The organism is Methanosarcina subterranea (assembly GCF_055385895.1).
Window position 1 is genome coordinate 1,479,858 of sequence record NZ_AP042426.1, and the last position, 26,706, is coordinate 1,506,563.

Here is a 26,706-nt window from a genome sequence, read left to right on the forward strand (position 1 = left end):
GTAGCTTTCAGACTTGGATTGGATCAAGGTCTTATAGATAGCATAAACCATTTGGCGTCGAGGAAACGTAGTCTAAAGGCTATAAAGGAAGTGCTGATATAGATTAGTCATTTTACTCATTTTAATCACGTGAAGCCGTCGGGGATATATTTGGTCCATCTGGCTACGAGCGATAGCCCTGGCCTTTGTACGTGGCTTCTAGGCACATGTGCGTGGAAATGAGGGGTGGACACCATCCTTCCACATATCCCAGAAGCTTTCATAGCACTTTAATTAAAAATCTCCTTAACTACGGGGCTTCCCAGAAGTAGGGATATATAATTGCCTTGGAAGGGTGTATACGAGGGTTGTACACCTTTAGAGTGGTTACTGGATATACGCACGTAGAAGACAACCTCTTAGAGCGTGTCTTAAAATTAAATTTGGTTCTATGATTAGGATAGGACTTATACACAAGGACTGAAAAATAGTAGCATTAAGCCATTAAATATCTAAAGTGCAACTTCAAACAAAGATGGATAATGCATTTGATTTCGTATATCGAGTGCGTAAGTTTCACAGGAAAAGTGCACCTAAACTTCGGAAAAAATTTACGGTAAAAATTTTAAAGTTAACGTTGTTCATTATCCAATTGTAGAAACGATTTGAATTTTAAGACAGCCTTTAAGACATTGGTGGTGAATTTCCTCTTGATCTATCAACTAACCAGCACCAGAATTTGTATACCATGTTAACGCTTAAAACAGTTTCTTTTATTTCACTTTCGGGTCGAAGAACCCAACTTGTACGTTAACTTTCAATTCCTCTTCAAAAATTTCTACAATATCTTTAATAAATTCCTTCAAGGCCTTTGTCTTGTCCTTATCTTTAGGGAATAAGCTAGGATTAGGATCATAATTCAAGATTACTTCGTCAATTTTAATTTTTTCACCGGTGACACCGAGTCCTCGACGGCGAACATAACGAAAACCATAATATTTATCAAGAGCTTCATAAAGATCTCCACTCACTAATTTAACAAGTTTTTCTAGACTCCTAACTTCAGTAAATTGGTGAGATTTAGTCGAGACTGCAGAATATCCTTCGTCACAACGTCTGAAGACAGTGTCAGGATAAAGCATCTGGGCCGGTTCTGGGTTAGGTACCTTACTAATTCCAAGATTATGAGCAGCCTTACCACTAGTAATATCACTAATGACATTGCCGGACAGTCCTTGATACAATCGACCTCTCAATGCAGCTAGCAATTTCAGTACTTCGCTAATTTTGATTTCCTCATTACGGAAGCTTCTCGATACCTTTATATGTAATGAAAAATGCCTCTCTATGTCTTTTTTCACAAATAAGTTCAGAAATAGGTTTAAAATCGAATTAAAGTCAAAGTACTGTATTGATTCTGTATTACAACCTCTCACATCTCATGTAATCCTCAAGATCAATGGTTCACTTACAAGTGAAGACATTATTCGTACTGTTGTGAGTTTGGCAGTCGATAAGAGTTCAGTCCATTCTGTCTCAAAACAGTATTCTGCTGTTGCTTGTGAAACATCTTTACGTTACCATCTTAAGAAACTAAACATGGACGAATTGATCCTATCCAATGAAAAGATTCTTCTTCAAAATCCCCTAAAAACTCTCAAAACAGGTAAGAGCTATGAGTTTGCCATTGATTTAACCAACGATCCTTATTACGGGAAAACAGATTCGTCTAACGAGAAATATGTAATTCGTAGCCAAGCTAAAAAGTCAACAAACTCTTTTTACTCATATATCTCCCTCTACATCACTAACAAGAACGAAAGGTTTACTGTATCTGTTCTTCCTGTAGAAAAGAAAAAACCAATGGTTGAATACCTCTCCTATTTTCTCTATCTCATCAAAAGACTGAATTTTAAAATCAAGGTTCTCTGCCTTGATAGAGAGTTTTATTCTATAGATGTGTTTGAATTTTTGCAAAGTAATGGTGTTCCTCACATAGTTCCTGTTGTCAAGAAAGGAGAGAAGATGAAGCAACTTATGAATGGGAATAAGGCTCGAAGTACACAATATGTCATGAAGAATTCTAAGAAAAAGATTCTTTTAGACATTATCATTGATGTTAAGTATCTGAAAGGAAAGAGAGGTAAAAAGGGATGTGAGAACCTTGGTTTTGTTGTTTTTGGAGTTAAATGGTCTCCAAGAAAGGTCAGTACAGTTTACAGAAGAAGATTTGCTATTGAATCGTCATACAGGATGAGGAATGTGGTTAGACCAAAGACATCATCTAAAAACGCAACTATAAGGTACTTTTATGCATTGGTATCCTTTCTACTAAAAAATATATGGCTATACATTCAGAATAAACATTTTACTATTGTCAAAAGAGGACCTCAGGTCATAGATGAGGATAAGTTCAGATTTGAAGTATTTATACTTATTATTAAGGAATGGATAAGAAGAAAGTTAAGAGTGAGGACAACAGTGTGGTGTTTGAGATAAATGAAGGTAGAGTAAAAGTGGAGGAAAGATTTTAGCGAACTACTGAATTTAGGGTTATCGGTATAGTAACGTTGGAAAGATTCAAAATTTCTGGGAGGATCTCTGAATGTCTTACGATTGGTAAGAATGTCTTCACGCATATTATTAATTCGCTCGTTGAAATACTCTACATAGAGTTCCCAAAAACCCTGATCTTCAAGTGTCTTCACAGAGTTCGGGGGGCTTTCCAGTTTAGGCCGAAAGATTTCAAGTTTGTCTATATCTTGCTCAGACACAATTTTCAGGTTTGAAGCAACTCGGTCAGATACCTTCACAGTATACCACTTCCAGCTTCGAAAATCCTAACCTCTGAAAGACCAGCAGACGTTATCACAATGGGGGTCGCTTACGCAGTTAAAGGAAGGTTCCGATTGAAAAATGCTTTAGTCGCCTTCACAGAGGTAGCATACCAAAAATGGGGAATGTAATCCACAACTCCAGCCTGGTACGTGCAAATTAAAGATAATTCTTTATTTTTTGTATTCATCTGTTTTTTTGATTCATCCCTTTGAACTATTTCTGTCTATTGTTTTATAGTTAAATTCATATATTTGTGAATTTACATAATATACATAATTAAGTTGTTTCTAGGTATGCTTTTTCATATTATTTCATTTATATAAAGTTAGGTAACATAACATATTAAATTATAAAATGTAGTAATTTATTTTCTGCTACTAGTGTCGCGTCAGCAGTAAAATGTCTTATAAAATCGGTTACAATAATTCAGGATCATCCAATCCTTGATGATTGACACGACACTAGGGATAAGAGACTCTAATGAGGGCTTTATATGGCAATGACTCATAGGACTTTTGCGAAATTTGAACCAACACAAGATCTTCAAAATGTAAAGACATTAAAGTATAAATTGAATAATTTCCTCATTACAAGAACAGAAGACGGACAACAGTTAAAGTCATTAATTAGACTAGATGATTTTCAAGGCAGCTTAGGGCCCAATTCCAAAGTTTTGTTTGGTACTGTTTTTGATGAATATATAAGATCAACCTCAAGAATTGTTACTAAAGGAAATGAGGGCAATGTTCCAAATTATGTTATTGAAAGTGATCCTTATACAGACGTTAGAGCTGGATTTTTTTGGATTTCAAATGATGGGACGGTCGTTTTTGCTAGAAAATATGGTAGAACTTTTGGTTCAAACACTATAAGTAAAGCATTAGGTATCGATGTTACCCCTACAAGAATTAACATAAAGAAAGTTGCAGAAGACTACACTGATAATTGGATAGGGAGTATTGTAGACAGGGAAGGGAATTGGCAGAAGGGAACTTTACATGGCGATAATCTCCGGGCTGATGATTGCATTGGTACAGAGTTTACTTCTTGTGCAAAGAACCAATTAGGTGGATATACAGGACATTTTGGTGGAAGTACTAAATTCAAAGTAACAAAAGAAGGGGTGATTACAATATATACTGATTTAAATGAAGATATCGGAAATTTTTTACGCTTTGCAAAAAATGAAATTAGTGTTTACTTCGAATGATGAATTTCATATAATGATTAATATCCTATATATTTCCTGACATTATCCATTAAATATTGAGAATTTCTCAATGTAATTTTTATATTCTGTTTAAAAAAGGAAATCTTTAAATTTTTTGTCTTGTCTATTATTTCCTTTTGATCAAATATGGTGTTTATATCACGAGTAATATCACATATTAAAAAAGATCTAATTTCAGTTTCTCCAGAGAAACAACATCTCCTGATTATATCTTTAATGCCTGAAAACAAAACTACATAATCTGAAAGTATATCTAATCTTTTATAGCTGAGTCTTAAATTTGAATCCAATTTTATAGTTAGCATATATTCTCTATTTTCTTTAATGTCATTATCTAATTCAATTTCTTCAGCCATCAGTTCATTTACTGAATCTAAGTAGATATTCACCTTTACATCTAATTTTCCAGGATTAATTGTAATCGATTCTGGTCTTACATTACCTTTTGTGATCTTAAAACTTTCATATTGGTCTTTAATCTCTTGAAATATCTGAGAATCTAAATCTCTTTCTTTTCTTGTAAAATAGTATTTGAATAGAAGATTATACTGAAAGTCATTAGAGAGGATTTTTATTTTTAAAGTTCTTAGAATAATCAGTATTTTTTTTTTAAATATACATCCTAAGGTTGAACAAACAAAGAATCCAACAATTATCCATAAAAGCTCCCATGATGCACTATGGATATTTGATGTTTGGTCAGTTAGATTCGTCTAGTTCACCTTCTTGACTATATATAGAAAAGAAACTTATATTAAGACTTTGATCCGGCTCTGTTACGGAGTGAAACTGCCCCCTAAGTAATAAAAATTTCGCTCTTTTTTCACTTTTTGCGAGCCGTCCGGAATATCTTTTGGTCCATTTGGCTTCGAACGATAGCCTTAGTCTTTGTACGTGGCTTCTAGATCTCAAATTTATCTCTACCCGCCTAATATAGTGAAATTATTGAATATTTCCCTGTTTTCTTCCGTGGTGTATTTGTGAAAATCTTTTTAGGAATACATTATCTTCATCATCTTCAAATTTTGAACTCTCCAAAATATCAGCGTAAGTGGCATAAAGCGCATTATATAAGATATCTGGATCAATGAGTTCTTTTATTGAATCGTAATTATCACTCTCAAAAATTCTGGGTTTACCAACCGTGGAAAGCTCTATCATATGGAAGCTTTTTAAAAATTTGAGTGAGTAAATGGGATCCCAAGAAAATGTTTTTACTATATATTTACCTAGGTCTTCTTTCCAACCGTAATCTCGCAAAAATCTTAATATGAGAGCGCCACAAGAATACCTCACATAAATTGGTTCACTTTCGGAAGTAATTTCATCATTTATTCTATTTATTATAATATTACTTAAGTCGTTAATGACTTCCGATGGAAATTGCATTTCCTTTCTCTCAACAGCGTAATAGATATTTATTCCAAAACAAATCGAGCTAGTTGACTCTATTATTTTTTTAGAGCAAGCAATCCTAATGTCTCGCGGCATCGTTTGTAATAAGTCTGATATAAAATATAGATGACTTCTCGAGAAATTAACCGAAAGGTTAGATATCGCTAATAACAGTTTATGAGAAGTTTGAGAATTTAATTTATTCTGTATTCGATAAATTTTTGAGATAAATGAGTCCGCAGATCCTGGACCGTTGACCTTTATAAGCTCTTTAATTTGAGATGAGACTCCCTTAATTTCTTCGTCATCTATGTTTTCAGTTCTACTAATACTTTCAATGAGACTATCTATCTCAAGATCTGATATATCTCCCGCTGGAACTGCATAGGAAAAATAACGATTAAAATAATGTAAAGAGGCAATCCTTTTTTTTCTTGATAATACTTCTTGGTTGTAATTTGGATAAGAAGAGTACAAAGTATTAGAGAAACGTTGTGACCCGGGAAATAAAAATGCTATTAAGTCTCGAATTGAATCTTGTTCTTGAAAAGGTAAACCTTCGATTTCAATATTTATTTTTCCAAATGATTTCTTTAATTCTTCTTCAAGTAATAAATTACTATTTAGAAATACAGTTGCGTTATCTTTTATCAAATTGTACATTTTCGGGTAAAACACTCTAACTCCCTCAATAAGCATCAAGTCTATAATATTTACTTCATTTTCTAACATCGGAAGAGCAAAAATGAGGGCATTTTGGTAACGTTTTGCCATTCTAGGAGTTTTAAGTCTTACTTGTAATCCTTTTCTGAACTGTTCTAAAAATATTTCGTACTCCTCTTCTTTGAGTTTCTGTTTAATCATTGGCAAAACATTATTGTTAATACCTTCACGTAAAAAATTGAATAGGGCGGTCTCACCAGCTTGTGGTAAATGTAAGGGAACGTTGATTACTTTTTCGAGGAAATCTCTACCTGATTCAGTATCACTAGAACCATACTTCTCTGCAATTGCAGATGCAACCATTTCTTCATCAAAGGCTAAAACATAATCCACATAGTTAAAATCTGCAGATAATTTGACTAACTTGAAGATACTTTGAATTTCTGTTTTATCAAGTCTGTCTATATCATCCATTAGAACTACAATCCTAACATTACATCTTTTTAAAATTGCTTGAATCTCTTTCTTTGATTCAGTTAAATTCAAAAAAGAGTCTGAGGAAAACGGGTTAAATTGAATAGGGCCAAGATTGATAGTAGTAGATTTACTTGTGGCAAATTGAGAAATATGTTTCCCATATTTTTTGACTTGTGCTTTTAGATTATTAGAAGATGATATTTTTCCAAGGTCATCCGCAAGAACATTGAAAAAATCTTGAAGTAACATTACTTCATCAGAATAATACCACGGGTTATATCGAATACAAATAATGTTCTCATTTCTTTTTAATTCTTTTTCAATGAAATTTAGTACTGTGGTTTTCCCTTCACCCCATTCACCATAAATCCCTATAACTATGCCGCTTGATTCCATTCGTGAGATGATAGTATTTGATATTTGTTGAGCAAAAGGTTTTCTTTTAAAAGAATCTTTTTCGACCTCTGGATCATCTGAGATAAATGCTTTTTTGAGTAGAGGAGGTTTTTCGTCCATAATATCTAATTCTTTAAGTGACGTGCATATTAATGAGGCTATTCAAATATCACTTGTATTTAATCATTAAATTTCTCATAATCAGAAACTCTTCTACCAGTTTTTAGGATATCCTGAGCCGAAGTATGATAATAATTCAATATCCAATTCTAACCTTGTGAAGAGGCTGCTAGATGGTTTCTCGGGGAAGTTTTCCATCGTCACAGCAAACTAGCGGGGTATTAGACTGAAATAAAAGCCTTTAAAAGATAGAAATTGAATATCTTGTAAAGTATCCAGTCAGGAAATAGGTGGAGTATTACCCATGAAGGCCAATGAGAAAGCTTTTTTACACTTTTTGGAAGGATCAGATAAGCATTTTATAATTCCTGTATATCAAAGGAATTACGATTGGAAGAGAGAACAGTGTGAACAACTGTTTTGTGATCTTATAGAAATAATTGATAACAAATTTCGTAATCACTTTATGGGTAGTATTGTCTCTATTTATTATTATGACGAAGCTGGCCGGGAGTACTTAATTATTGATGGCCAACAGAGGATTACTACATTATCAGTGCTCCTTTTAGCAATGTACAACTTGTTAGATAAGGGAGAAATTGAAGCTACCTTTAAAAAAGAGCAAATTAAAGAAGACTACTTGGTAAACAAATACTTGGAAAAAGAGAAAAAAATAAGGTTAAAGCCAATTAAAGAAGATAACGAGGCATTTTTGACTTTATTTGAGAATGATGAGGATTATTTCATTAATAACTCTCATATTACAGAGAATTATAAGTACTTTTGCTCAAAGTTGAAAGAATGTGAGAAATCAATTGATGATGTATTCGATGCAATAAAAAGATTATTTATAGTTGAAATAGAACTGAAACAGGGTGAGGACAACCCACAGTTAATATTTGAGAGCATAAACTCAACGGGATTAAGCCTAACAGCAGCAGATTTAGTAAGAAATTTCATTCTTATGGGATTAACTGACAAGGATCAGAAAAATTATTATGAGAAATATTGGAACAAAATAGAAAAAAATACAGACTATAAAGTAAGTGATTTTATCCGTCACTATTTAACATTTAGAGAAAGGAAAATACCAAAACAGGACAGTGTATATATTAGTTTCAAAAAATATACTTGGAACTATAGGTTAAATACTGAAGATCTATTAAAAGAATTGCTGGAATATTCAAAATATTATAATAGATTTGCGTTACTAAATGAGTCCGATAAAAATTTGAATGAAGTTTTAGAACGGATTAACAAACTTAATATCACTGTTTCATATCCTTTTTTCCTGGAAATTTATAGTGACTATACTCAAGGTGTAATTAATAAGGAAGATTTAAAAGAAATACTGCTACTTGTAGAATCATTTTCATTTAGAAGATCTATTTGTGATGTTTCTCCAAATGCCTTAAACAAAATTTATATGACACTTGGTAGGGAAATCAAAAATCATCCCGATTATAAAGAAAATTATGTAGTAATATTAAAATATTTACTTAAGAAGAAAAAAGGAAGTCAAAGATTTCCTGAAGACAAAGAATTTGCTGAAAAATTCATGTCAAAAGATATTTACAACTCGAAAAACTGCTCATACATTCTTGAAAAAATAGAAAATTTTGGGAACCTAGAAAAAATAGACGTTGAAAATCTTTTAATGTCCAATGAGTTAACAATTGAACATATTATGCCTAAGAATCTAAGCGATCAGTGGATTAAAGATCTTGGTGTTAATTGGAGGGGCGTTCACGAAAATTATCTGAATACTATAGGGAACATAACACTAACTGCATACAACAGGGAGATGAGTAACAAGAATTTCAACCAAAAAAGGATGATGGAAAACGGATTCAATAAAAGCAAACTATTTTTAAATGAACATTTAAAGAAAACCCCACGATGGAACGAAGGAACAATTAAAAGAAGAGCTACTATTTTAAAAGATGCTGCTTTGAAAATATGGATGTACCCTTGTACAGAGTACGTCTCTTCAATGGATATTTCTCCTGTGTACTTGTTGTCGGATGAACATAACTTTACAGGCGAAAAAATTAGCTCGTTTATTTTTTCAGGAAGAGAACGAAAAGCGGTATCTTGGAAAAAATTATATGAGTATGTAGCAAGAGAACTTTATATGATAGATCCTTCTAAATTCAAGTTGTTTATAAACGACAACGATTTTACAACTGCCAAGAACAAAAAATATATTTCTGAATTAGAGGCTGATTTACGCTCTCCGATAAAAATAAATGAATCACTGTTCTTAGAAGGTAACTTGGGTACAAACTATATTATAGAAAATATTCGCAAAATGATGAAAAAATTTGGTATCAGTGAGGATGAACTCGCAATAAAACTTCAAAAGGAAACAAAAACACTTGAGGAATTTAATTATATGGAAAGTGAAGAAGCCGAGCCCAACACAATGTAGATACCATGATTTAATCACACAAAAAAACATAAGAGGATTTCATTTGTATTCGGTTAAGGATTTTGAGCTGCGGATCTCGATTTCGACGGAAAAACTCAAACCCAAATGTTTAGTGTTTAAATTGAAATCGATATCAGATTCCAGTTTTGCATTTGATGAATAATTTAACAAATTTTATGAAAATCAATGCAAGTGATAACGATTTTTCCTTAACCGATGACCAATGAAGAGGATTTCGAGAAACCCCGATTTTTGGTCGGTTGTTTATAAGAGGTATAGAAGCAATTTATTGAAATCAGAGGTTTTTCGAAATTCTCATAAATTACTGGAATTTTTCGAAAACAAGGCAATTCAATCAAACACGTTTAACATTGAGAATTGAAAAACAAGAAATAATAAATTTAATGCGAGGGGTTGGATTCGAACCCACCTTTGATACCAGATCTTAAGCACGTCGTCTTTAGCTATAACTTACCCAAAAAAGGAATACATAATATGGAACGGCACCAGTATTTTTTGAAAACCCACATCATCACCTTTTATATACGAGCCGATGAAATTATTAATTGTCTTCTGGGTTGCAGGCTTGCCAAAATGATCACCAAACATTTGAAACCATTGTCCGCATATCGTTGTCTTATGCGGACACTATAACGCTTTACGGGAAAACACCTCAAATAATGCCATACTTCTCGTAAAGCTTTCTTCAAGGCTGTCTCTAATCCCTGGGACAGCCAATTCTGCTTTTTAAAAATTAGTTTTCATTTTCAGGCCTTTGTATGCTAAGAGGCTGTCTTAAAATTCAAATCGTTTCTACAATTGGATAATGAACAACGTTAACTTTAAAATTTTTACCGTAAATTTTTTCCGAAGTTTAGGTGCACTTTTCCTGTGAAACTTACGCACTCGATATACGAAATCAAATGCATTATCCATCTTTGTTTGAAGTTGCACTTTAGATATTTAATGGCTTAATGCTACTATTTTTCAGTCCTTGTGTATAAGTCCTATCCTAATCATAGAACCAAATTTAATTTTAAGACACGCTCTAAGAGTTTAAACCATAGTTCGGGATTATTCAAGTCCAGCATAATTTCCGGAGGAATAATTTAGAAGGGGGAGTCAATTTACGATGGCTAGAACTGATTAGCGTGGCTTCTTATGATATGTATGTAGAAGGCTCGGAGTGGTACAGTGCAATGAAAACACCCGTTGCTCATAAAGAGGTAGGCCACCGGTTCTGAGTAATCTGCGAGGGATAAAGACTTTTCTAACTGCAGCTAGTTTATCAATTGTCCATCCCTCATAGATTACACAGTACTCTTAAAAAACTTATATTTCATTATCATGATTGCGTTTTTTATATAAACTGTCACCCTAAATTAATAGCCATAATAAAATACAATAGTAAGTTACATATTTATAATGTACTTGTAAATAGTTACGACAATCTATATAAGGACTGTAATGGTGCGGGATCTGACTAAAGGTTGATGTCAGCTGAAAAATACTCTGACACCCAAAGACATGAAGGAGCCTAGAATTTTTACACACTATAATTTGAGGTAATATGAACAATCCCAGTAAAACGAGTTATAGATGGGTTAGTTGGATTCAGAAAATACCCTTTTTTTACTTGCTTCTAGGGCTGTTTTTCTTCTATCTCTCTATCAATGTTGTCTTTAGTATAGTTTATTACCAAATAAAGACCCTTGAAACTAGTGCTACATTCTTAGATTATGTCTACTTTTCATTTGTTACTGCATTAACAATTGGATATGGAGATTTCCATCCATTAACTTCTTTTGGTAAGGTCCTTGTTATTATACAGTCCTGTACTACTGCTTTATATTTTGCAGTTATGATAGCCACATTATCCGCTAATATGTTTTTCCCAAAAAATACCATACATTATTCTAATAACTTCTTATATGATAAAAAAACAGGATTTTTTGGTATTAGAATTATAAATTTACATAATGAAAGACTTGTTAATCCAGAAATACGTATTACTGTTACTGAACATTGCTGTGGCAATGTTATGGCGTCCCACCGTAAAGTCGCTAAGATCGATAGTTTGCCTTATCTAGGAAAGCATGATGAGACCATATCTTTTCAAGATATGTCCCAAGTAACTGCAAGACCTAGCACCATAAGTATCTATAATCAAATACAACAGGCAATGAGTGGCAAAAATTGTAAACCAGAAGAAAGTAGATTTAGAATTACTATTTCTATAACTGGCAACTATGGAATTCAACAAATTGTGTCTTACAAAAAATATTATGCTAATGAATGCAAATTAGGCGAGTGTTTTAAGCCTATTGAGTACACTGACGAAGATCAGAATAAGTGGGGTATTAATTACACTAAGTTTCCTAACTTCTGGAGCGACTTTAATAAAATTATTTAATAGCCTAAAAAGTCTTATGGAGCTAAATACTTTTATAGGTTAGAATATAGCTAAAAACTCATTGTTACCTAGAACACGTAATCTTAACAAATAGAACATTTATAAAGTGAGATTTATTTATAAGACTTTTAACAGGAGACTTAAGAAGATTGTTAATTATAGTTCTGTGTCGTCTGCGATGAATTAAATCTTTTCCAACTACATTGAGATTATCAATTGTCCTCCCTCGCAAATTACACAGTACTCAAACCCACACAATATCAAATAAAAACCATATCATCACCCTTTATATAAGAACCGAAAGAAATAATAAATTGTCTTTCTAGGTTTCTTGATGCCATATTTATCACCAAACATTTAAACCACCTTACGGGAAAACACCTCGATGATACCATACATCCCGGAAAGCTTTCCTCAAGATGTCTGTCTCTAATACATGGGACAGCCAATTCTGCTTTTTAAAAATACGTTTTTATGTCTACACCCTTCTTAGGAGATTCTCTAAAAAAGATATAACTATAGGTCCGGGATAATTAGAATTCAGTTTTTGGATGGGATAATTAGCAAGGAAGTCAATTTACGATGGCTAGCGCCTATTAGCGTGGCTTCTAGAGATATGTACGTAGGAAAAAGAGCAAAAAAATTATTCTTCTTGTTCAACAAGCTTGTACTGCTGAACCTCTATTATAGTAGTAAGCCAGTCGTGTAAGAAATCGTTAAGATCCTCCTTTAACTTTGGGTGATATTTCCCGGGTTCCGGGTAAACCTCCTGATAAATTCCAAGATAATCATTTTGATAGCTGAGCGCCTCGGCGTCTTTATGGTCTGCATGTATCCAAATTCTCATATCAGGGTCGCACATTACGTCCCCATTTTGAATACTATTGTGTGCTATAGCTATTGTGTTTTTTGTCAGTCGGTCTACATGTAGATCCATAAGCCCAGGACTTTGAAATCTTATGTACGAAGCCTTCATTATCCCGGTTTCATCAATAATCCCTAGAGTTTGAAGCCTGGAAAAAATTTGTTTGTAGATTTTACGGTCCATTTCTAAAATCTCCTGTTTTGTGGCGTACGCTATCGTTTTTGCCAATTTTAAAAATACATCGAGAGATATTTATATCTATTTGAGACTTAGGACGATATTTTTTCAATTTATATTAAAGGAAAAATTTAGACCTTACTTGAGATTTCTTCTATTCTTACATTCTCATAACCATTTTCAAAGAGATAAGTATGAGAGAGGCATGTAGGTACAAGACACAAACGGAATCAGTAGACAACGTACGATCTCAAGATATATATATCTTGAAGCCATGTATATTATTGTATTAAGTCGGATCGTATATACTTACGATTGTCGAAATACAATTGTAAAAACATAGCAGATTACTCCGGCTGACGATGTCGTCAGATGACATAATAACTGCTTTTCTAAATCAAAATTAGGAGGAAACTGCATATGGTAGACGCAATTAATGTTGCTTTCACCCCAGCATATGATCTACTGATAGTGGAAATTGACAAAGCTTGTGACGCTTGCGGAGTTTCACGTTCAGGGCTCATTAGATCGATTTTGTGTGACATATTTGAATTCACACCTGTAAAGCCCAGGAAGCTGTACAATTCACACAAGAAAAGAGCAAAACAGTGATATTTTATGCTTTCGCAATGCTGTGATGTTTAATGAGACCACGGGAGAGGTTCCAATTCCCCGTGAGCCCACAACAAAAGATATGGTAAGAACCTTTAATCAATAATTATATACTTTATATTGATATTTATATCTTTTGTTGGTACAGATCAGGGTTCATGATAGTGGTTTCGTTTAATGTCACCGAAAAAAATAAAGTTAAACGGTGATAATATGAAAACAAACGAAAATATAGATGTTAAAGATGTTAATGTAGAACAGATTAATGAAAGTAATGGTTTACCCGAACATAGAACGATTAAAGTAAAAACATCTAATGAAGACTCATTTGTATTCGGTTAAGGATTTTGAGCTGCGGATCTCGATTTCGACGGAAAAACTCAAACCCAAATGTTTAGTGTTTAAATTGAAATCGATATCAGATTCCAGTTTTGCATTTGATGAATAATTTAACAAATTTTATGAAAATCAATGCAAGTGATAACGATTTTTCCTTAACCGATGACCAATGAATGAAGACTTGATTTGTATAATATCATATAAGAATAACAAATGGTTTACTCAGTTTAAATATAAACTTGAACATCTTCCGCCAATACCCAGTAAAGCACCATTATATGAAGTAAACAACGTGAGAGATGGTCAATTAATTGACTCATTAATGGTAGGTAAAATTGTCGAAGACAAAAGTATAGCCAAAAAGATTTTACAGGAAGTTCAAAAGACTGCGTTTCAATTATCTGGTCAAATTGATCATTTAAAATTTGCTCCTGAGAAGAGCCATAAAGAGAAACCCGAAGAGCCAGAAAAACTGGATATAAAAGATGTTCTTATTGAACAATACAGTGAAACTGTTTTTGATAAAGCTCAACAATTAATTAATGATGGACAGGCACAAAAATTTATTGTTGAGAAGCATTGTTCTACCTATGCAGGTGTAAGTGATAGGATAAGCTGGGCCCTGTCCTGTGTTTTTGCAGTAACCCATATCTCATCATCGGTTGGTGGAGTGCATCTTAAATTATCTGGACCGGCAGGTAATGGTAAAAATACTCTGGTTACAAATTTTACTAATCTAACAATACCAGAAGTATGGAGAATGACAACACCGTCCGGAAAAAACATGTTTTATAATGACTGGATAAAGCCGAATATGGTTGTTATCATTGACGAGTTTGATAATGGCGATAAAGATATAATAAAGACATTGAAGCTTTCTACCAGCCGCTTTCAAGATAAGACAATGTTAGATACGGTTATTTTGTTTGCCGCCCAAACAAAAACAATGCCAGAGCGGATTGCATTTATAATAATGAGCGTATTACCGCTAGAAAATGAGGAAATGATTCAGAGATATCTTACAGTAGATGTGCCAAACAATATCAAATATTTAGCAGCTATAAATGAAAAACAGAAAGGCAGAGAGCATAATCTTCCTACTACAAATAATGCTCCAGATTTTGATACTCAAGTTTGCAGGTGTATATATCATATTCTTAACCAAGGAGTATATGACATCCGGATTCCATTCGCACCAGTAATTGAATGGCAAAATGTAGAACGTACTAGAAACTGGGAGCTATTTGCAGATATAATTAGGTGTTCGGCATTTTACAATATTCCTAACAGAGAGTATTTTCATAAACCAGGGGATAAAGAAACAGGAGTTTTTCTTGCAAGTTACGAAGATTATGAAAATGCCGTTGAAATATATGACAAGTTGGCAGACAATAATGTTACGAAATTATCCACCAACGAACTTAAACTAATAGATATTCTCATCCAAGAAAGGAAGCGAGATATTGAATCAAAGATGACCAGAGATAGTGCCGAGGCAATTAAAAATATCAATCGTGAAGCTAAACCATTAGATATGGAAGAACTTACACAATTTGGTGTAATGGATATAGCTGGATCTATGGATATAATAGGACTGGCTAAGGCTACTGGAATAAGCGATAAAACCATTGACTCTATGCTACATGGTAAACAAAATACCGAAGGACTTACAGGAAGAATAGTGGGATTACATAGCGAAAAAGTTGCTATACAGGGTACCAATCACGTTGTACACAAAAGAAAAATCTGGTATGATGGACCAGATAATATTGTAACTAGCATTCCAAAGGTCTCTCGGGATAAATGTGATGCTGAAACCATTAGATGTAAGCAGAATTGGATAGAAGCTTGGCAGCTTGAAGATGCGAAATGGAATAGATGTTCCTGAACCTAGTTTTAGGATCAGGTTTAGGTGCCTTTTTGAACCTTTTCAGGAACATCTATTAAGGCTCCAAATATTGCTTTTTCATTTTTAAAAATACATGTTCCTGAAATGGCTTCAGGAGAATAAAACGGGCTCCAAATATTGAAAAGAGAGCTGCTCCTGAAACTTTTGCGAATATACAGGAACAAAAAAAATAAAAAACTTTCTTCTAAATTTTGATCGTTCAAAAAAATATTTTTTATTCTTTTATACTTTTATTTTATTTCAGGAATAGCTATTCTATATATATTATAATTAAATAATATATAATGGGAGCAGGACTAGCTGGTCCTGAAACATTGATTCAGGAGCAATCAGGAATAGTCAGGAGAATCAGGATCAATTTTAGGCGCCATTCTAATAATTAACTCTTAGCCATAGGCTTTCATATTAAAATCCCAAATTCTAAGCCTCATTAGCGAAGCCCTATGAATTCCTTACTTTATCCCAAAAGCCTGGCTATGAAGATTAGAATAGGTCTATAGGGCTTGTAAATGACTCACTTACCTTCCTTTTTTCAAATTTTAAACAACTAGCTCTGTAGAAAGTCGAACTACCCTCAACCGACCCTAAATAACGAAGATCCGTCTTCTTCATTTATATCCCCAAGGTACTCACGATATATCACGTACTTTCCATTTGCCTTTTTAATGCATCTAACTCCAAGTCCACTCTTCTTCAACATAGCTTTTCGTTTCTCTGCAACTGACTTGCTAAGTCCGAAATAGCTGAACTCATCGAGCATGTAGGTTTTACCGTTAAATTCCCTGAAGGTTTTATGCATAGCAACACCAAAGCTACATAGGTTTTGAGTAGTAAATAGCTTGAAACAATATATGCATCCCGGAGATAAGAGTTTTAAGTAAAAAGGCATTGTCATAATGAGGATGTGGATCGCTTCTATATAACTCAATTATGTTACTCAAAATGTGTAATTTTTACGATATTGATTTGTAGTCCAAACAAAATCGGAGGTCAAGAACATGGATAAGAATACGGAAACAACAGACGAAAGGGAATTAAAAATTATTGAGAAACTAAAGACTTTCGTAGAGAAAGAACCTGAAGATGAAAAGGATAAGAAAAGAGACAAAATTGACTCTGTTTAAACCTATTTTCTCGAAGAACCTAATTTTAAAGCCCTAAAAAGTTGCACCTATCCAATTCCTTATATTTATCCTGAAAGCCTGGTTATGAAGCTCCCAGAGGGGATATCACCGCTATTAGAAGGCATAAATGCGGAACTTGAAGTTTTATAACTTTTCTTCTGTACTGAATTTTATTATAAATTCCGTTCCTTTATCCCTTTTTAATTCGATCGTGCTATTTAGTTGATCCACAAGAAGATTTACAAGCTGCAAACCAAGAGTGTCGGAACTTCTAAAATCAATTTTTTCTGGGATGCCAACTCCGTTATCTGATACATTAAGAATGTATTCAGTACTTTTTCCTTTATTGTCTTTTAGCCTATCTTTAGATTTTTCACTGAAGAGTTTAATTTGAACTTCTCCCGTTTCCCTATTTGGAAATGCATATTTTAAGGAGTTCGAGACAAGCTCGTTAACAATCATCCCTAACGGGACTGCAATATCCATATCAAAGAAAACATTTTCTTCCAGGTCAATGTTTAAGCTAATATCAGTATTTCCAAGACTGTATGTCCGAAGAAGGTTCTCGACGAGCTTCTCAAGGTATAGTGAGAAATTCAGTGCCTTTTCTCCTTCGCCTTCATGCAGTTCCTCATGGATAAGGGCAATTGATGTTATTCTGTCCTGGCTTTCTCTGAAAGCTTCAAGGACTTCTGAGTTCTTAATGCACTCTTTGTTGCTGAACTTTTCAGCTTGAAGGTCCATAAGGGAGGAAATAACCTGCAGGTTGTTTTTAATCCTGTGATGAATTTCCTTCTGACGGACAACTTCGAGATTTGCGAGGGCTGCTTCAGCTTTTTTATGCTCTGTAATATCTCTAACAATAGCTGAGATAGCCATAAGCTCCCCAGATACATCAAAAACCGGAGAAAGAGTTATTGAAACGTCTATTATCGTACCATCCTTTCTTAACCGTGAAGTCTCATAATTTCGAATTTTTTCTCCCTGCCTAAGCATTTCTCCTAACCGTTTTATCTCTCCTTTGAGATTGTCCGGTTCGAGTATTGATACATTTTTTCCTAGAATTTCCTTAGTTGAATAACCATAAATTTGTTCTGCGCCTTTGTTCCAACTGGTAATAATGCCCTCAAACCGGAGTTTATACTTTATGATTAAAAGTGATATCATTCGGCTTATTTTTCATAGGGTCTAACTAATTTTAATTATTTGTCACCAAATCTTACTCACATTACATAAAAAATAAAAATATCAATAGGATTATTTATGGCAAAATTAATAATAGAATAATTCAAAGAATTTATATGTATTTAGGGTCTAATAAATCCCATGCATTTCAAGATCAAAACTATAAAAGGCAATAAATATCTTTATGTCATCAAGAATGAATGGATCGATGGAAAAGTAGTTCAAACAATTCAAAAATATGTTGGAACCGCGGACCATGTTTATGAGCTCATAACAAAAAACACTGAAAAAAAGGTAGCTTCCTACTCTTTTGGTAAACCAGCTGCCTTACTCAAGGCAGCTGAAGACGTGGGGTTAATCAAAAGTCTGAACAAACACATTGATCGGAAAAACATAAAAGGTCTCACCCCAGCAGAATATCTTCTCCTAATCATCATTGGTAGATCCGAACATTCCTTAAGCAGAAACGTTCTTGATGACTATTTTAAAGAAAGTTCACTTCAATTTTTCATGAAGCCAAAGTACAAACTCTCAAGTCAGAACTTCCTGAATTACATGGAAAAATTGGATGAAGAAACAATCCGCAAAATCGAACTTGATATCTCTCAAACATTGATCAAAAAAGGAATAAGGCCAACGAAGCTAACATTTGATACAACTAACTTTTATACTCACATCGAGCATGGGGAGGATCTTCCAAAAAAAGGTTTTTCCAAAGATAAACGATATGATAAGAACCTCATCGGAGTTGGTTTGACAACTTCAAACGGAAACCTTCCTTTTCAGACAATTACGTATCCAGCAAACGTTCCTGATGTAACTCTGTTCTCCGATCTGATTGACAGTATCTGCAAACGTATAGAAGAGATAGGGATTCCTCTTAAGGAAATAACAATTGTTTTTGATAGAGGAATGAACTCTACAGATAACATAGAACATATTTTGGATAAAATGCACGTTGTTGGGGCTTTACCTTCTTCGATGTGCAAAGATTTATTCCATGTTCCTTTGTCCGATTTTGAAGAAAAATGGGAGAATGGAAAAAAGAATATCATCAAAGCTCATCGTGTAAACGGAAACTGGTATGATAAAGAATTTACTGGAGTCATAAAATACACTGAAATTACTAGTCGAAAACAGATGCATGAGTGGGAAGTTAAAAAATTTGATATCCTGGAGAAGATTGGAGAAATAAGCTCAAAACTTAACCGTAAAGGAAAATGCAGAAAAATGACATCAAAAGGTCTCATGAATCGTATTGTTGATACAATTCCAAAGCAATATAGAGGTCTCTTTGATTACAATGTCGTTGAAAAAGAGGGAGAGTTACAACTTTATTTCAGTTTAAATGATGATCAGGAAAAAGAATTTCTTTTAGGGATGGGAAAGACTGTTGTGTTTACTGATAAGGATAACATTGCAACAAAAGAAATTGTGGACATGTACGATTCCCGAAACATGATTGAAGAGGATATAAAGTGGCTGAAAGACAAGTTACTGATACCGGTAAAGCCTGTGTATGTCAGAAAGGATATGAAGATCAGAGCCCATGTGTTTCTCTGTGTAATGGGGTTACTGCTACACAATTATTTGCTTCATTTGATCGATGACCAGGAGCTAACAATTCAAAAGCTGGCCGAGAATCTTGAAAAGATAAGAATGGGATTAGTATACAATGGAAAAGGAGGAGAAAACGCAGAGTTTGTCGTAGAGGAAATGAACAAAGAAACTGCGGAGATCTTTACAAAACTTCAACTTGGGGAGTATATCCCAAGTTGAAGTCGTCAACTTAATTAATTTTTTGTTAGACTGTGAATAATCATAGCCAAGAGCCTTTCTTTTTTAATATCTTAGAAACTCCGGTTAGAGAACTCTAGCTTATCCCACTCAATGTGAGAAATATTGAGAATCTTTTGCCTTATGTTGTGGGAATCAACCATCTGACCCCCAAATTCAGGGCTAATAAAGTTTTCTGGAGTGGATTTAGAAAAAAAGACTTTTACGATCTCAAATTAACTTAAAAAGAAATAAAAAAATTAGATAGTAGGGTTGACTACCCGCTATCTAACTGTAATTTATCATCTTCTATACAGGAACACTCCAAACAGCCCGATAATACAATAAATTACTTCAAATCCAGGAATACCTATTCGTTCCTTCTGCTGAGGAGTCTGCTTGATTTCTGATACTGTATTTTTTTGTTTATCTTCCTGTGTTTCAGGTTTAGGCGTTATCACATTCCCTGTTTCTTCTATTATTGTCTTGCCCGTTGTTGCAAAAGGAGAGAATCCAGGGGTTTGTGCTGTGAAATACATATATTTGTCATCCTTCCCAAGAAGGGCGGTTGGAAGCTCGTTCCATTTTGTATCATTGTACCTGTTCAGGATAATTGAAGACTGGTCAATTCCTTTATCCTGTATCCAGGATTTTTCAACCTTAAAACAGACAACTGCATTTTCTATATTCTTTTCAGTTGCAAACCCGCTGTTTCCAACCCAGATATTCAGGTAGTTATAGATTTCACCTGCGGGCGCATCCGGAGTAATCGTAGATTTATTTTTCAGCATCTCAACAATAGTTGTGGTCTTTCCTACTGTCTTTTTTGAATCAAAGCCCACGTATACCACAGAAGTAGCATTCTTTGAAAATTCAAATTTTACAGGATTTCCGTTTGTAACAAAAGCCTGTGAAAGTTCCTTCACTTCAACATTTCTTGCAGGCTCAGGAGAACCACCGCCACCACCGCTTCCTCCACTGCTACTGTGACTGCTGCCACTGCTACCATTATCACTGATACCATTATCACTGCTACCATTACCACTGCTACCATTACCACTGCTACCATTATCACTGCTACTGTTACCCAGAATGCTTCCTGATATAGTATATCTAAGCAGGGGATAGAAATTTTCAATTGCCTTTTCTTCATCCTCACTTGCCCAATCGAGTATGATTTTAACGTCAGATACTTTCTGATCATTTTTAAGAGATACATTTGTTGTTCCAAACAAATATTTTCCCTGAGAAGGAATATACTTGAAAGCAGTTACAGAATAGTTTCCATATTCTAACCCACTGTAGTTGTCTAAATCACCGAACTTATAATTTCCATAGTCATCACACTTTCCAAGTCCAGTCATACCGTTTCCTCGGATTACAACGCGTGTGTTAGAAACATCTATGTTTTCAGATTCAATATTAGAAAAAACGCTTCCTGACAAAGAATATCTAAACATGAAAAAAAAGCTTTCAATTATCTCTTCTTCAGATTCGTTTGCCCAGTCTAATGTAACATTAATATCAGAAACATTTTCGATATTTTTAAGAGACGCATTTGCTGTTCCAAATAAATACTTTTCCTGAGAAGGAATATACTTAAAAGCAATTAAAGAATAATTTCCATACTCTAACCAATAATTAATATCGAGGTTACCAAACTTATAATTTCCATACTCATCAGTTTTTCTAAGTCCAGTTATACCGTTTCTCTTGATTCCTATATTTGTACCTGAAGCGTTTATACTTTCATTTACAATGTTAGAAAAAACGCTTCCCGACATAGTATACTTAAGAAAGGGAAGGAAATATTCAATTGTCTTTTCTTCATCCTCACTTGCCCAAGCGAGAATGATTTTTACATCAGCTACTTCCTGATCACTTTTAAGGGATACATTTGCCGTTCCAAACAAATACTTTTCTTGAGTGGGAATATACTTAAAAGCGGTTACAGAGTAATTTCCATATTTTAATTCACTGTAGTTATCTAAATCGCCAAACTTAAAATTTCCATAGCCATCGCAGTTTCTAATCCCCGTCATACCGTTTCCTTTGATTACAACGTATGTGTTGGAGACATTTACAGTTTCGTTCTGTAAATTGGAGGAAATGTCTCCTGACAGTGAATAGCTAAGGAAGGGATAGAGATTTTCAATTGCCTTTTCCTCATTCTCGTTTGCCCAGTTTAATGTGACATTAACGCCAGATACTTCCTGATTATTTTTAAGGAACACATTTGTTGTTCCAAACAAGTACTTTCCCTGAGAAGGAATATACTTGAAAGCAGTTACAGAATAGTTTCCATACTCTAACCAACTATAATTGTCTAAATCACCGAATTTATAATTTCCGTACTCATCACTTTTTCCAAGCCAAGTCATACCACTTCCTTGGATTACAACATTTGTAAAAGAAACATTTATGTTCTCATTTTGAACATTAGAGAAAGTGTTTCCCGAGATAGTATATCCAAGCATGGGAAAGAAGCTTTCAATAGTTTTTTCTTCATCCTCGCTTGCCCAGTCGAGTACGATTTTAACGCCAGATACTTCTCCATCATTTTTAAGAGATACACTTGTTGTTCCAAACAAGTACTTTCCCTGAGAAGGAATATACTTGAAAGCAGTTACAGAGTAATTTCCATACTCTAACCCGCTATAGTTGTCTAAATCACCGAACTTATAATAAATCACCGAACTTATAATTTCCGTACTCATCACTTTTTCCAAGCCAAGTCGCACCATTTCCCTGGATTACAACGTTTATGTCAGAGACATTTATGGTTCCACCTTGTACATTGGAGAAAAAGTTTCCTGATGCTGAGTACGGGCCCTCAATATCAAATGAAGAAGTGATAAAACCTTCATTATTACTCATCGAGCTTACTGGACATACAGTAAAAAAAAGTAAAGTCGTGATTATAAAATATCTGCAATAACTCAATTTATACCACCCAAATATGCCTAACAAACATTGAAATTATTTTTACTGAGTGGTACTAAAATTTGCTTCGATATACTTATACATTTGCTATTTCAGCAAGTGCGTGAATCAAAACATAACTAATAACGGTTTTCAATGTCTTTTTTTCTTCGAGCAGGGTTATAAAGGCTCAAACTGTGAAAGATCAATTTTCCAGATTTATTTTTTCAAGCCTTTTATCAGTTCTGCGATATCGCCCACGAATTCCAGGCCGGCGTTTCTCCCTGTCCCTGAATAGATAAGCTCTGTGCCAGAACCGTTTTTCTTCAATAGAGTCACATTGATACAGGAGCGTAACGACTCATTGACCTTTGCCGTCATTTCTCCCAGTTTCGGCGCCGGGAGCTCGACACCTTCCGACCTGTCCGCATCGATATCGAGCCGATATACCTTATTTTCCAGCCGGATCCAGATATTATCGTCGGTCACATCGAGCCCGGTGACCTTTGCCCCGGAATAGGTCGTAAATTTGTATAATTTTTTGTCATATAAGAAACCGAAGATGTAACCCGTGAAATAATTGCCGAGCCAGGGTATCTTCGCGATCGATCCAGAGAGTGATATACCTTCCCGGTCGAAGTGGTTAGTTTGCATCCATATCCAGGAGGAAGGCATCGAAACGCCCCAATCCTTTTCGATATAGCCCCTACCACCCGTGAGGTCTGTCCTTATGCTGTCAGCCTCTATGAACCCCTCGATGGCATGGTCCATGCTCAATATGCCATGATAGCATTCCATGCCCGGTACGAACGCATACCAGCCCATTACCCCAGGGGACAGTAGTTTCACGGGCCAGGGATACGTGTCCTTAAAACTGATGCGGGCAGTGATCAGGTCTCCTTTCTGCTCGAGGTTGAGCCTCATTTCGTCGATGCTGAACGAAGATCTGCCAATACTAAGCTCGAACTTTTTATCGCTCGCCTTAAGGTCGTCGAGCGGATACCTGAAATAGCGCATTCGCTGCGCTCTGGCATCCATGAACATGACGAACGCATGGGACTTCAACGGGTCCCTGGCTATGGAGACTCCGGGGATGATAGCATAGGCGTTCTTTTCGCTGCGGTCCACCATCTTAAAATACCAGCCCTCGAAAAAATCCTTCTTTTTTCTCCGGCCGTGGAATATTCCCGGCTTCCAGGTATCGAGCATCACATATAACAGGAGGGCCGTCTTTAAAATCTTGTGGATTATCCCTGCTTTTGCCTGCCTAAAAAGTCACAGCAGCAGGCGAGACCATCTTTAGGAGAATTTTTAATCTTTTCTGAAACGACAGGTTTACCATTATTCCTCGAGCATTCGACTGTAATCAAAAATAGAAGAATATGAGAATTCTCTCATTTGTATTTGAGCTGATCCCAAAACTCAAAAATACATATCTAAATTTCAAATTCCGAATGACCAATAAAATTTCTGATTCTGAAAATTGTTCTGAAGCACTTATTGATGTGAAAATAAATTCTACATCTATGTACATCTACGGGATGTAGGTTACCAGGTCTTTTTCTCCCATTAGTAATACAATTTTTGTTTTCCTTTTCTCTGTCGTTTGGAATATAAGGATTTAGTTTAATTTAATTTAGTTTAGTTTAGTTTAGTTTAGTTTAGTTTAGTCTAGTCTAGTCTAGTTTAATTTAATTTAGTTTAGTCTAGTTTGATTTAATTTTAACAGTAATATCACTTCAATTTTGATTTTAAACAATCAACAATTTAAAAAATATAACTCTTCTTATATGTAAATTATTACAGAAAAACTATAATTCGCCCTATTTGGTTAGATTTTAGAGAATATTATTTTGTTTGCAATTTTCGTAATTGACCATGCCCTAATCTCTTAACTTTTTTAAGCTTATTTAAATTTCAAGGCATATCTTAACGTTTCTTGTGCCGAAATACCCTGATGTCTCTATGCAGATTTGCTTTGATTCCGCCCTTATCCCGAGACAAATTCTCTCAAATTAGATTATTTCTGTAACGCCTGAATCCAAACGGAAATGTTTAAAAATTATAAGGAAGTAGTCAGTATTAAAATTATTTTAATGAGCTTTAAAGAAGGAAAAAAATAGAAGGAAAAAATAAGTGAAAAATAAAGAGATTGCAGAGAAGAATTTTCTAGATTTCAATCTTGAGTTGACTGAAATTGGTTTACAAGTCGTCACTGGCTGGGCAACAGAATTCTGTTTTTGTCCGTTAGTTCGAGAATATTGGAACGACAATAAAACGGTGTTAACATGTCAGTTAACGACTCTGTCAACCGAATAGTGCTAGGTTCCGGTGTAATATTTGCAGGCACATTTATTGGATTGCTCTTCGAGATTACTATTAAAGGAGTGCTCACTTCATATCTGTCGCCGGCCGATTTTGGAACATATACCCTTGCGCTTACAGTAATATCGATTACAGGGGCTATTGCAACTCTCGGGCTTAATGAAGGAGTGCCAAGGTATATTGCATACTTCAGAGGCAGGAATGAAGACTACAAGATTCATGAGTTAATTATATCAGCAGCAGCCATGGGTCTGATAGCAGCTGTACTTGCCATGCTGGTCTCACCGGCATTATTCGAGTGTCTGGTTGGAGAGGGATTCGACATACAGGGAAAAATCCTGTCCGTCGTTAAAATTATGATTTTTGCCCTTCCTTTCACTATACTTTTGAATGTGGCAGTAGCAATCTACAGAGGATTCGATCGTACCAACGTAAATATGTACTTCTATAATATCATAAGACCCCTGTCCCTGCTAGTATTTGCTTCAACTGCCGTATTCTTCGGCGTATCTTTTCACGGAATAGTGTTTGTGGATCTGCTTTCCATGATATTTACATTTGGTGTAATGTCAGTATACTTTATGAAAAGGCCCCCATTTAAACTGAAATTAAAACTTAAGTTTAATGAACCTACGAAGCAATTGATCAGATATTCTTTCCCGCTTTTAATAACTGCAACCCTTTTAAACCTCATGACCTGGACAGATACTATAATGCTTGGTTATTTCAAGTCAGCCGAAGTGGTCGGAGTTTACAGTGCAGTGTATCCCCTGGTAGGTTTTTTGTCCATGATAATCGGTTCTATGGGATTTGTATACATTCCTGTAATCTCAAAGCTTTGGGGAGAAAACAGGACTGAATTAATTGGACCTATCTACCAGATAACGACCAAATGGTGTTTCCTGTTCACCTTTCCAATCTTTGTGTTGATGTTTGTGTACCCCGAATATCTTCTCACGAGAATCTATGGAGCAGAATATGCAAGTGGAGTTACAGTCCTTCGCATCCTTTCCCTGGGGTTCATAACAAACTCATACTTCGGATTTAACTATCACACAATAATGGCATCTGGAGATTCTGACTTCCTTATGAAGTGTTCGATGGCAAGTGCGGGAATGAATGTCCTTCTCAACTTCATACTTATACCTCAATATGGAATGATAGGAGCAGCAATTGCATCTTCCGTATCTTTTGCGTCAATTGAAGTCTTTATGACCTTAAAAATCTGGAAGAAACAGAACATGCACCCCTTCACTTCGACGTACAGAAGATTAACCTTCATCGACATTTTTATGGTCGTGGCTATGTTTTCAGCCGGAAAAGCACTTCTGTTGACTGGAACAAACCTGGAATATACAGCTTTTATTATAGTTTACTTTGTGATTATCCGGTACGCAAATGTGCTGGACGACGCAGAGATGGACATGGCGAGAAAAATAAGTAAGTCCATTAGGTATAATATAGACATCCACATCCTTCAGGCACTTAAAGCTCTTGCATCCTAATTTACTTCCAGAATTGTCAAGAAG

General features: G+C 34.8%; 19 protein-coding genes. 10 read left to right on the forward strand and 9 right to left on the reverse strand.

Features of this window, described 5'->3' with window-relative positions:
• Positions 1-752 precede the first annotated feature (752 nt).
• Entirely contained in the window at positions 753-1,340 is a 588-nt protein-coding gene (locus ACZ5A8_RS06615) for a hypothetical protein (RefSeq protein WP_464532930.1), read from the reverse strand.
• Here ACZ5A8_RS06615 and ACZ5A8_RS06620 point away from each other — a divergent pair.
• On the forward strand, positions 1,327-2,478 hold the full coding sequence (locus ACZ5A8_RS06620) for an ISH3 family transposase (protein ID WP_464530343.1): 1,152 nt from the start codon (positions 1,327-1,329) through the stop codon (positions 2,476-2,478). The two genes, ACZ5A8_RS06615 and ACZ5A8_RS06620, sit on opposite strands and share 14 nt — an antisense overlap.
• Positions 2,479-3,310: 832 nt before the next feature.
• Positions 3,311-4,027, forward strand: coding sequence for a hypothetical protein (locus tag ACZ5A8_RS06625; RefSeq protein ID WP_464532931.1), 717 nt, complete (start codon positions 3,311-3,313; stop codon positions 4,025-4,027).
• A gap of 17 nt (positions 4,028-4,044) precedes the next feature.
• On the opposite strand, the gene ACZ5A8_RS06630 is transcribed toward ACZ5A8_RS06625, so the two are convergent.
• A complete protein-coding gene (locus ACZ5A8_RS06630) occupies positions 4,045-4,404 on the reverse strand; it encodes a hypothetical protein (protein WP_464532933.1) in 360 nt (119 codons plus the stop codon).
• A 586-nt stretch (positions 4,405-4,990) separates the two neighbouring features.
• Positions 4,991-7,099, reverse strand: coding sequence for a KAP family P-loop NTPase fold protein (locus ACZ5A8_RS06635; protein WP_464532934.1), 2,109 nt, complete (start codon positions 7,097-7,099; stop codon positions 4,991-4,993).
• Between the two features lie 304 nt (positions 7,100-7,403).
• Between ACZ5A8_RS06635 and ACZ5A8_RS06640 the strand changes: the two genes are divergently transcribed.
• A complete protein-coding gene (locus ACZ5A8_RS06640) occupies positions 7,404-9,530 on the forward strand; it encodes a DUF262 domain-containing protein (protein WP_464532935.1) in 2,127 nt (708 codons plus the stop codon).
• A 1,570-nt stretch (positions 9,531-11,100) separates the two neighbouring features.
• Positions 11,101-11,943: a potassium channel family protein gene (locus ACZ5A8_RS06645; RefSeq protein ID WP_464532936.1), complete on the forward strand. Its 843-nt coding sequence runs from the start codon at positions 11,101-11,103 to the stop codon at positions 11,941-11,943.
• 643 nt (positions 11,944-12,586) lie between these two features.
• On the opposite strand, the gene ACZ5A8_RS06650 is transcribed toward ACZ5A8_RS06645, so the two are convergent.
• Positions 12,587-13,036 (reverse strand): DUF1249 domain-containing protein, encoded by a 450-nt coding sequence (locus ACZ5A8_RS06650; protein WP_464532938.1) that lies wholly within the window; start codon positions 13,034-13,036, stop codon positions 12,587-12,589.
• Positions 13,037-13,405: 369 nt separating this feature from the next.
• Between ACZ5A8_RS06650 and ACZ5A8_RS06655 the strand changes: the two genes are divergently transcribed.
• The 3 genes from ACZ5A8_RS06655 (at position 13,406) to ACZ5A8_RS06665 (ending at position 15,824) form a co-directional block, all read left to right on the forward strand.
• Positions 13,406-13,597: a hypothetical protein gene (locus tag ACZ5A8_RS06655; RefSeq protein ID WP_464532939.1), complete on the forward strand. Its 192-nt coding sequence runs from the start codon at positions 13,406-13,408 to the stop codon at positions 13,595-13,597.
• A gap of 177 nt (positions 13,598-13,774) precedes the next feature.
• On the forward strand, positions 13,775-13,939 hold the full coding sequence (locus tag ACZ5A8_RS06660; protein WP_464532940.1) for a hypothetical protein: 165 nt from the start codon (positions 13,775-13,777) through the stop codon (positions 13,937-13,939).
• 166 nt (positions 13,940-14,105) lie between these two features.
• Positions 14,106-15,824: a hypothetical protein gene (locus tag ACZ5A8_RS06665; RefSeq protein WP_464532942.1), complete on the forward strand. Its 1,719-nt coding sequence runs from the start codon at positions 14,106-14,108 to the stop codon at positions 15,822-15,824.
• Positions 15,825-16,419: 595 nt separating this feature from the next.
• Here ACZ5A8_RS06665 and ACZ5A8_RS06670 read toward each other — a convergent pair.
• Positions 16,420-16,644, reverse strand: coding sequence for a hypothetical protein (locus tag ACZ5A8_RS06670; RefSeq protein WP_464532943.1), 225 nt, complete (start codon positions 16,642-16,644; stop codon positions 16,420-16,422).
• Positions 16,645-16,843: 199 nt separating this feature from the next.
• On the opposite strand from ACZ5A8_RS06670, the gene ACZ5A8_RS06675 reads away from it, so the two are divergent.
• Positions 16,844-16,969 (forward strand): hypothetical protein, encoded by a 126-nt coding sequence (locus ACZ5A8_RS06675; RefSeq protein WP_464532944.1) that lies wholly within the window; start codon positions 16,844-16,846, stop codon positions 16,967-16,969.
• A gap of 144 nt (positions 16,970-17,113) precedes the next feature.
• On the opposite strand, the gene ACZ5A8_RS06680 is transcribed toward ACZ5A8_RS06675, so the two are convergent.
• Complete coding sequence (locus ACZ5A8_RS06680; RefSeq protein ID WP_464532946.1) at positions 17,114-18,136, reverse strand: sensor histidine kinase; 1,023 nt, start codon at positions 18,134-18,136, stop codon at positions 17,114-17,116.
• Between the two features lie 159 nt (positions 18,137-18,295).
• Here ACZ5A8_RS06680 and ACZ5A8_RS06685 point away from each other — a divergent pair, with 159 nt between their 5' ends.
• Positions 18,296-19,933: an IS1634 family transposase gene (locus tag ACZ5A8_RS06685; protein WP_464532947.1), complete on the forward strand. Its 1,638-nt coding sequence runs from the start codon at positions 18,296-18,298 to the stop codon at positions 19,931-19,933.
• 299 nt (positions 19,934-20,232) lie between these two features.
• Here the strand turns inward: ACZ5A8_RS06685 and ACZ5A8_RS06690 are convergent, their stop codons facing one another.
• From ACZ5A8_RS06690 to ACZ5A8_RS06700, 3 genes are all read right to left on the reverse strand, one after another.
• Entirely contained in the window at positions 20,233-22,650 is a 2,418-nt protein-coding gene (locus ACZ5A8_RS06690; RefSeq protein ID WP_464534043.1) for a PGF-pre-PGF domain-containing protein, read from the reverse strand.
• Entirely contained in the window at positions 22,610-22,807 is a 198-nt protein-coding gene (locus ACZ5A8_RS06695; protein ID WP_464532948.1) for a hypothetical protein, read from the reverse strand. The genes ACZ5A8_RS06690 and ACZ5A8_RS06695 overlap by 41 nt, the downstream gene beginning before the upstream one ends.
• A gap of 264 nt (positions 22,808-23,071) precedes the next feature.
• Positions 23,072-24,061 carry a tocopherol cyclase family protein gene (locus tag ACZ5A8_RS06700; protein ID WP_464532950.1) on the reverse strand — a complete coding sequence of 330 codons (990 nt, stop codon included), beginning with the start codon at positions 24,059-24,061 and terminating at the stop codon, positions 23,072-23,074.
• A gap of 1,079 nt (positions 24,062-25,140) precedes the next feature.
• On the opposite strand from ACZ5A8_RS06700, the gene ACZ5A8_RS06705 reads away from it, so the two are divergent.
• Complete coding sequence (locus ACZ5A8_RS06705; protein WP_464532951.1) at positions 25,141-26,682, forward strand: flippase; 1,542 nt, start codon at positions 25,141-25,143, stop codon at positions 26,680-26,682.
• Positions 26,683-26,706: the final 24 nt, after the last annotated feature.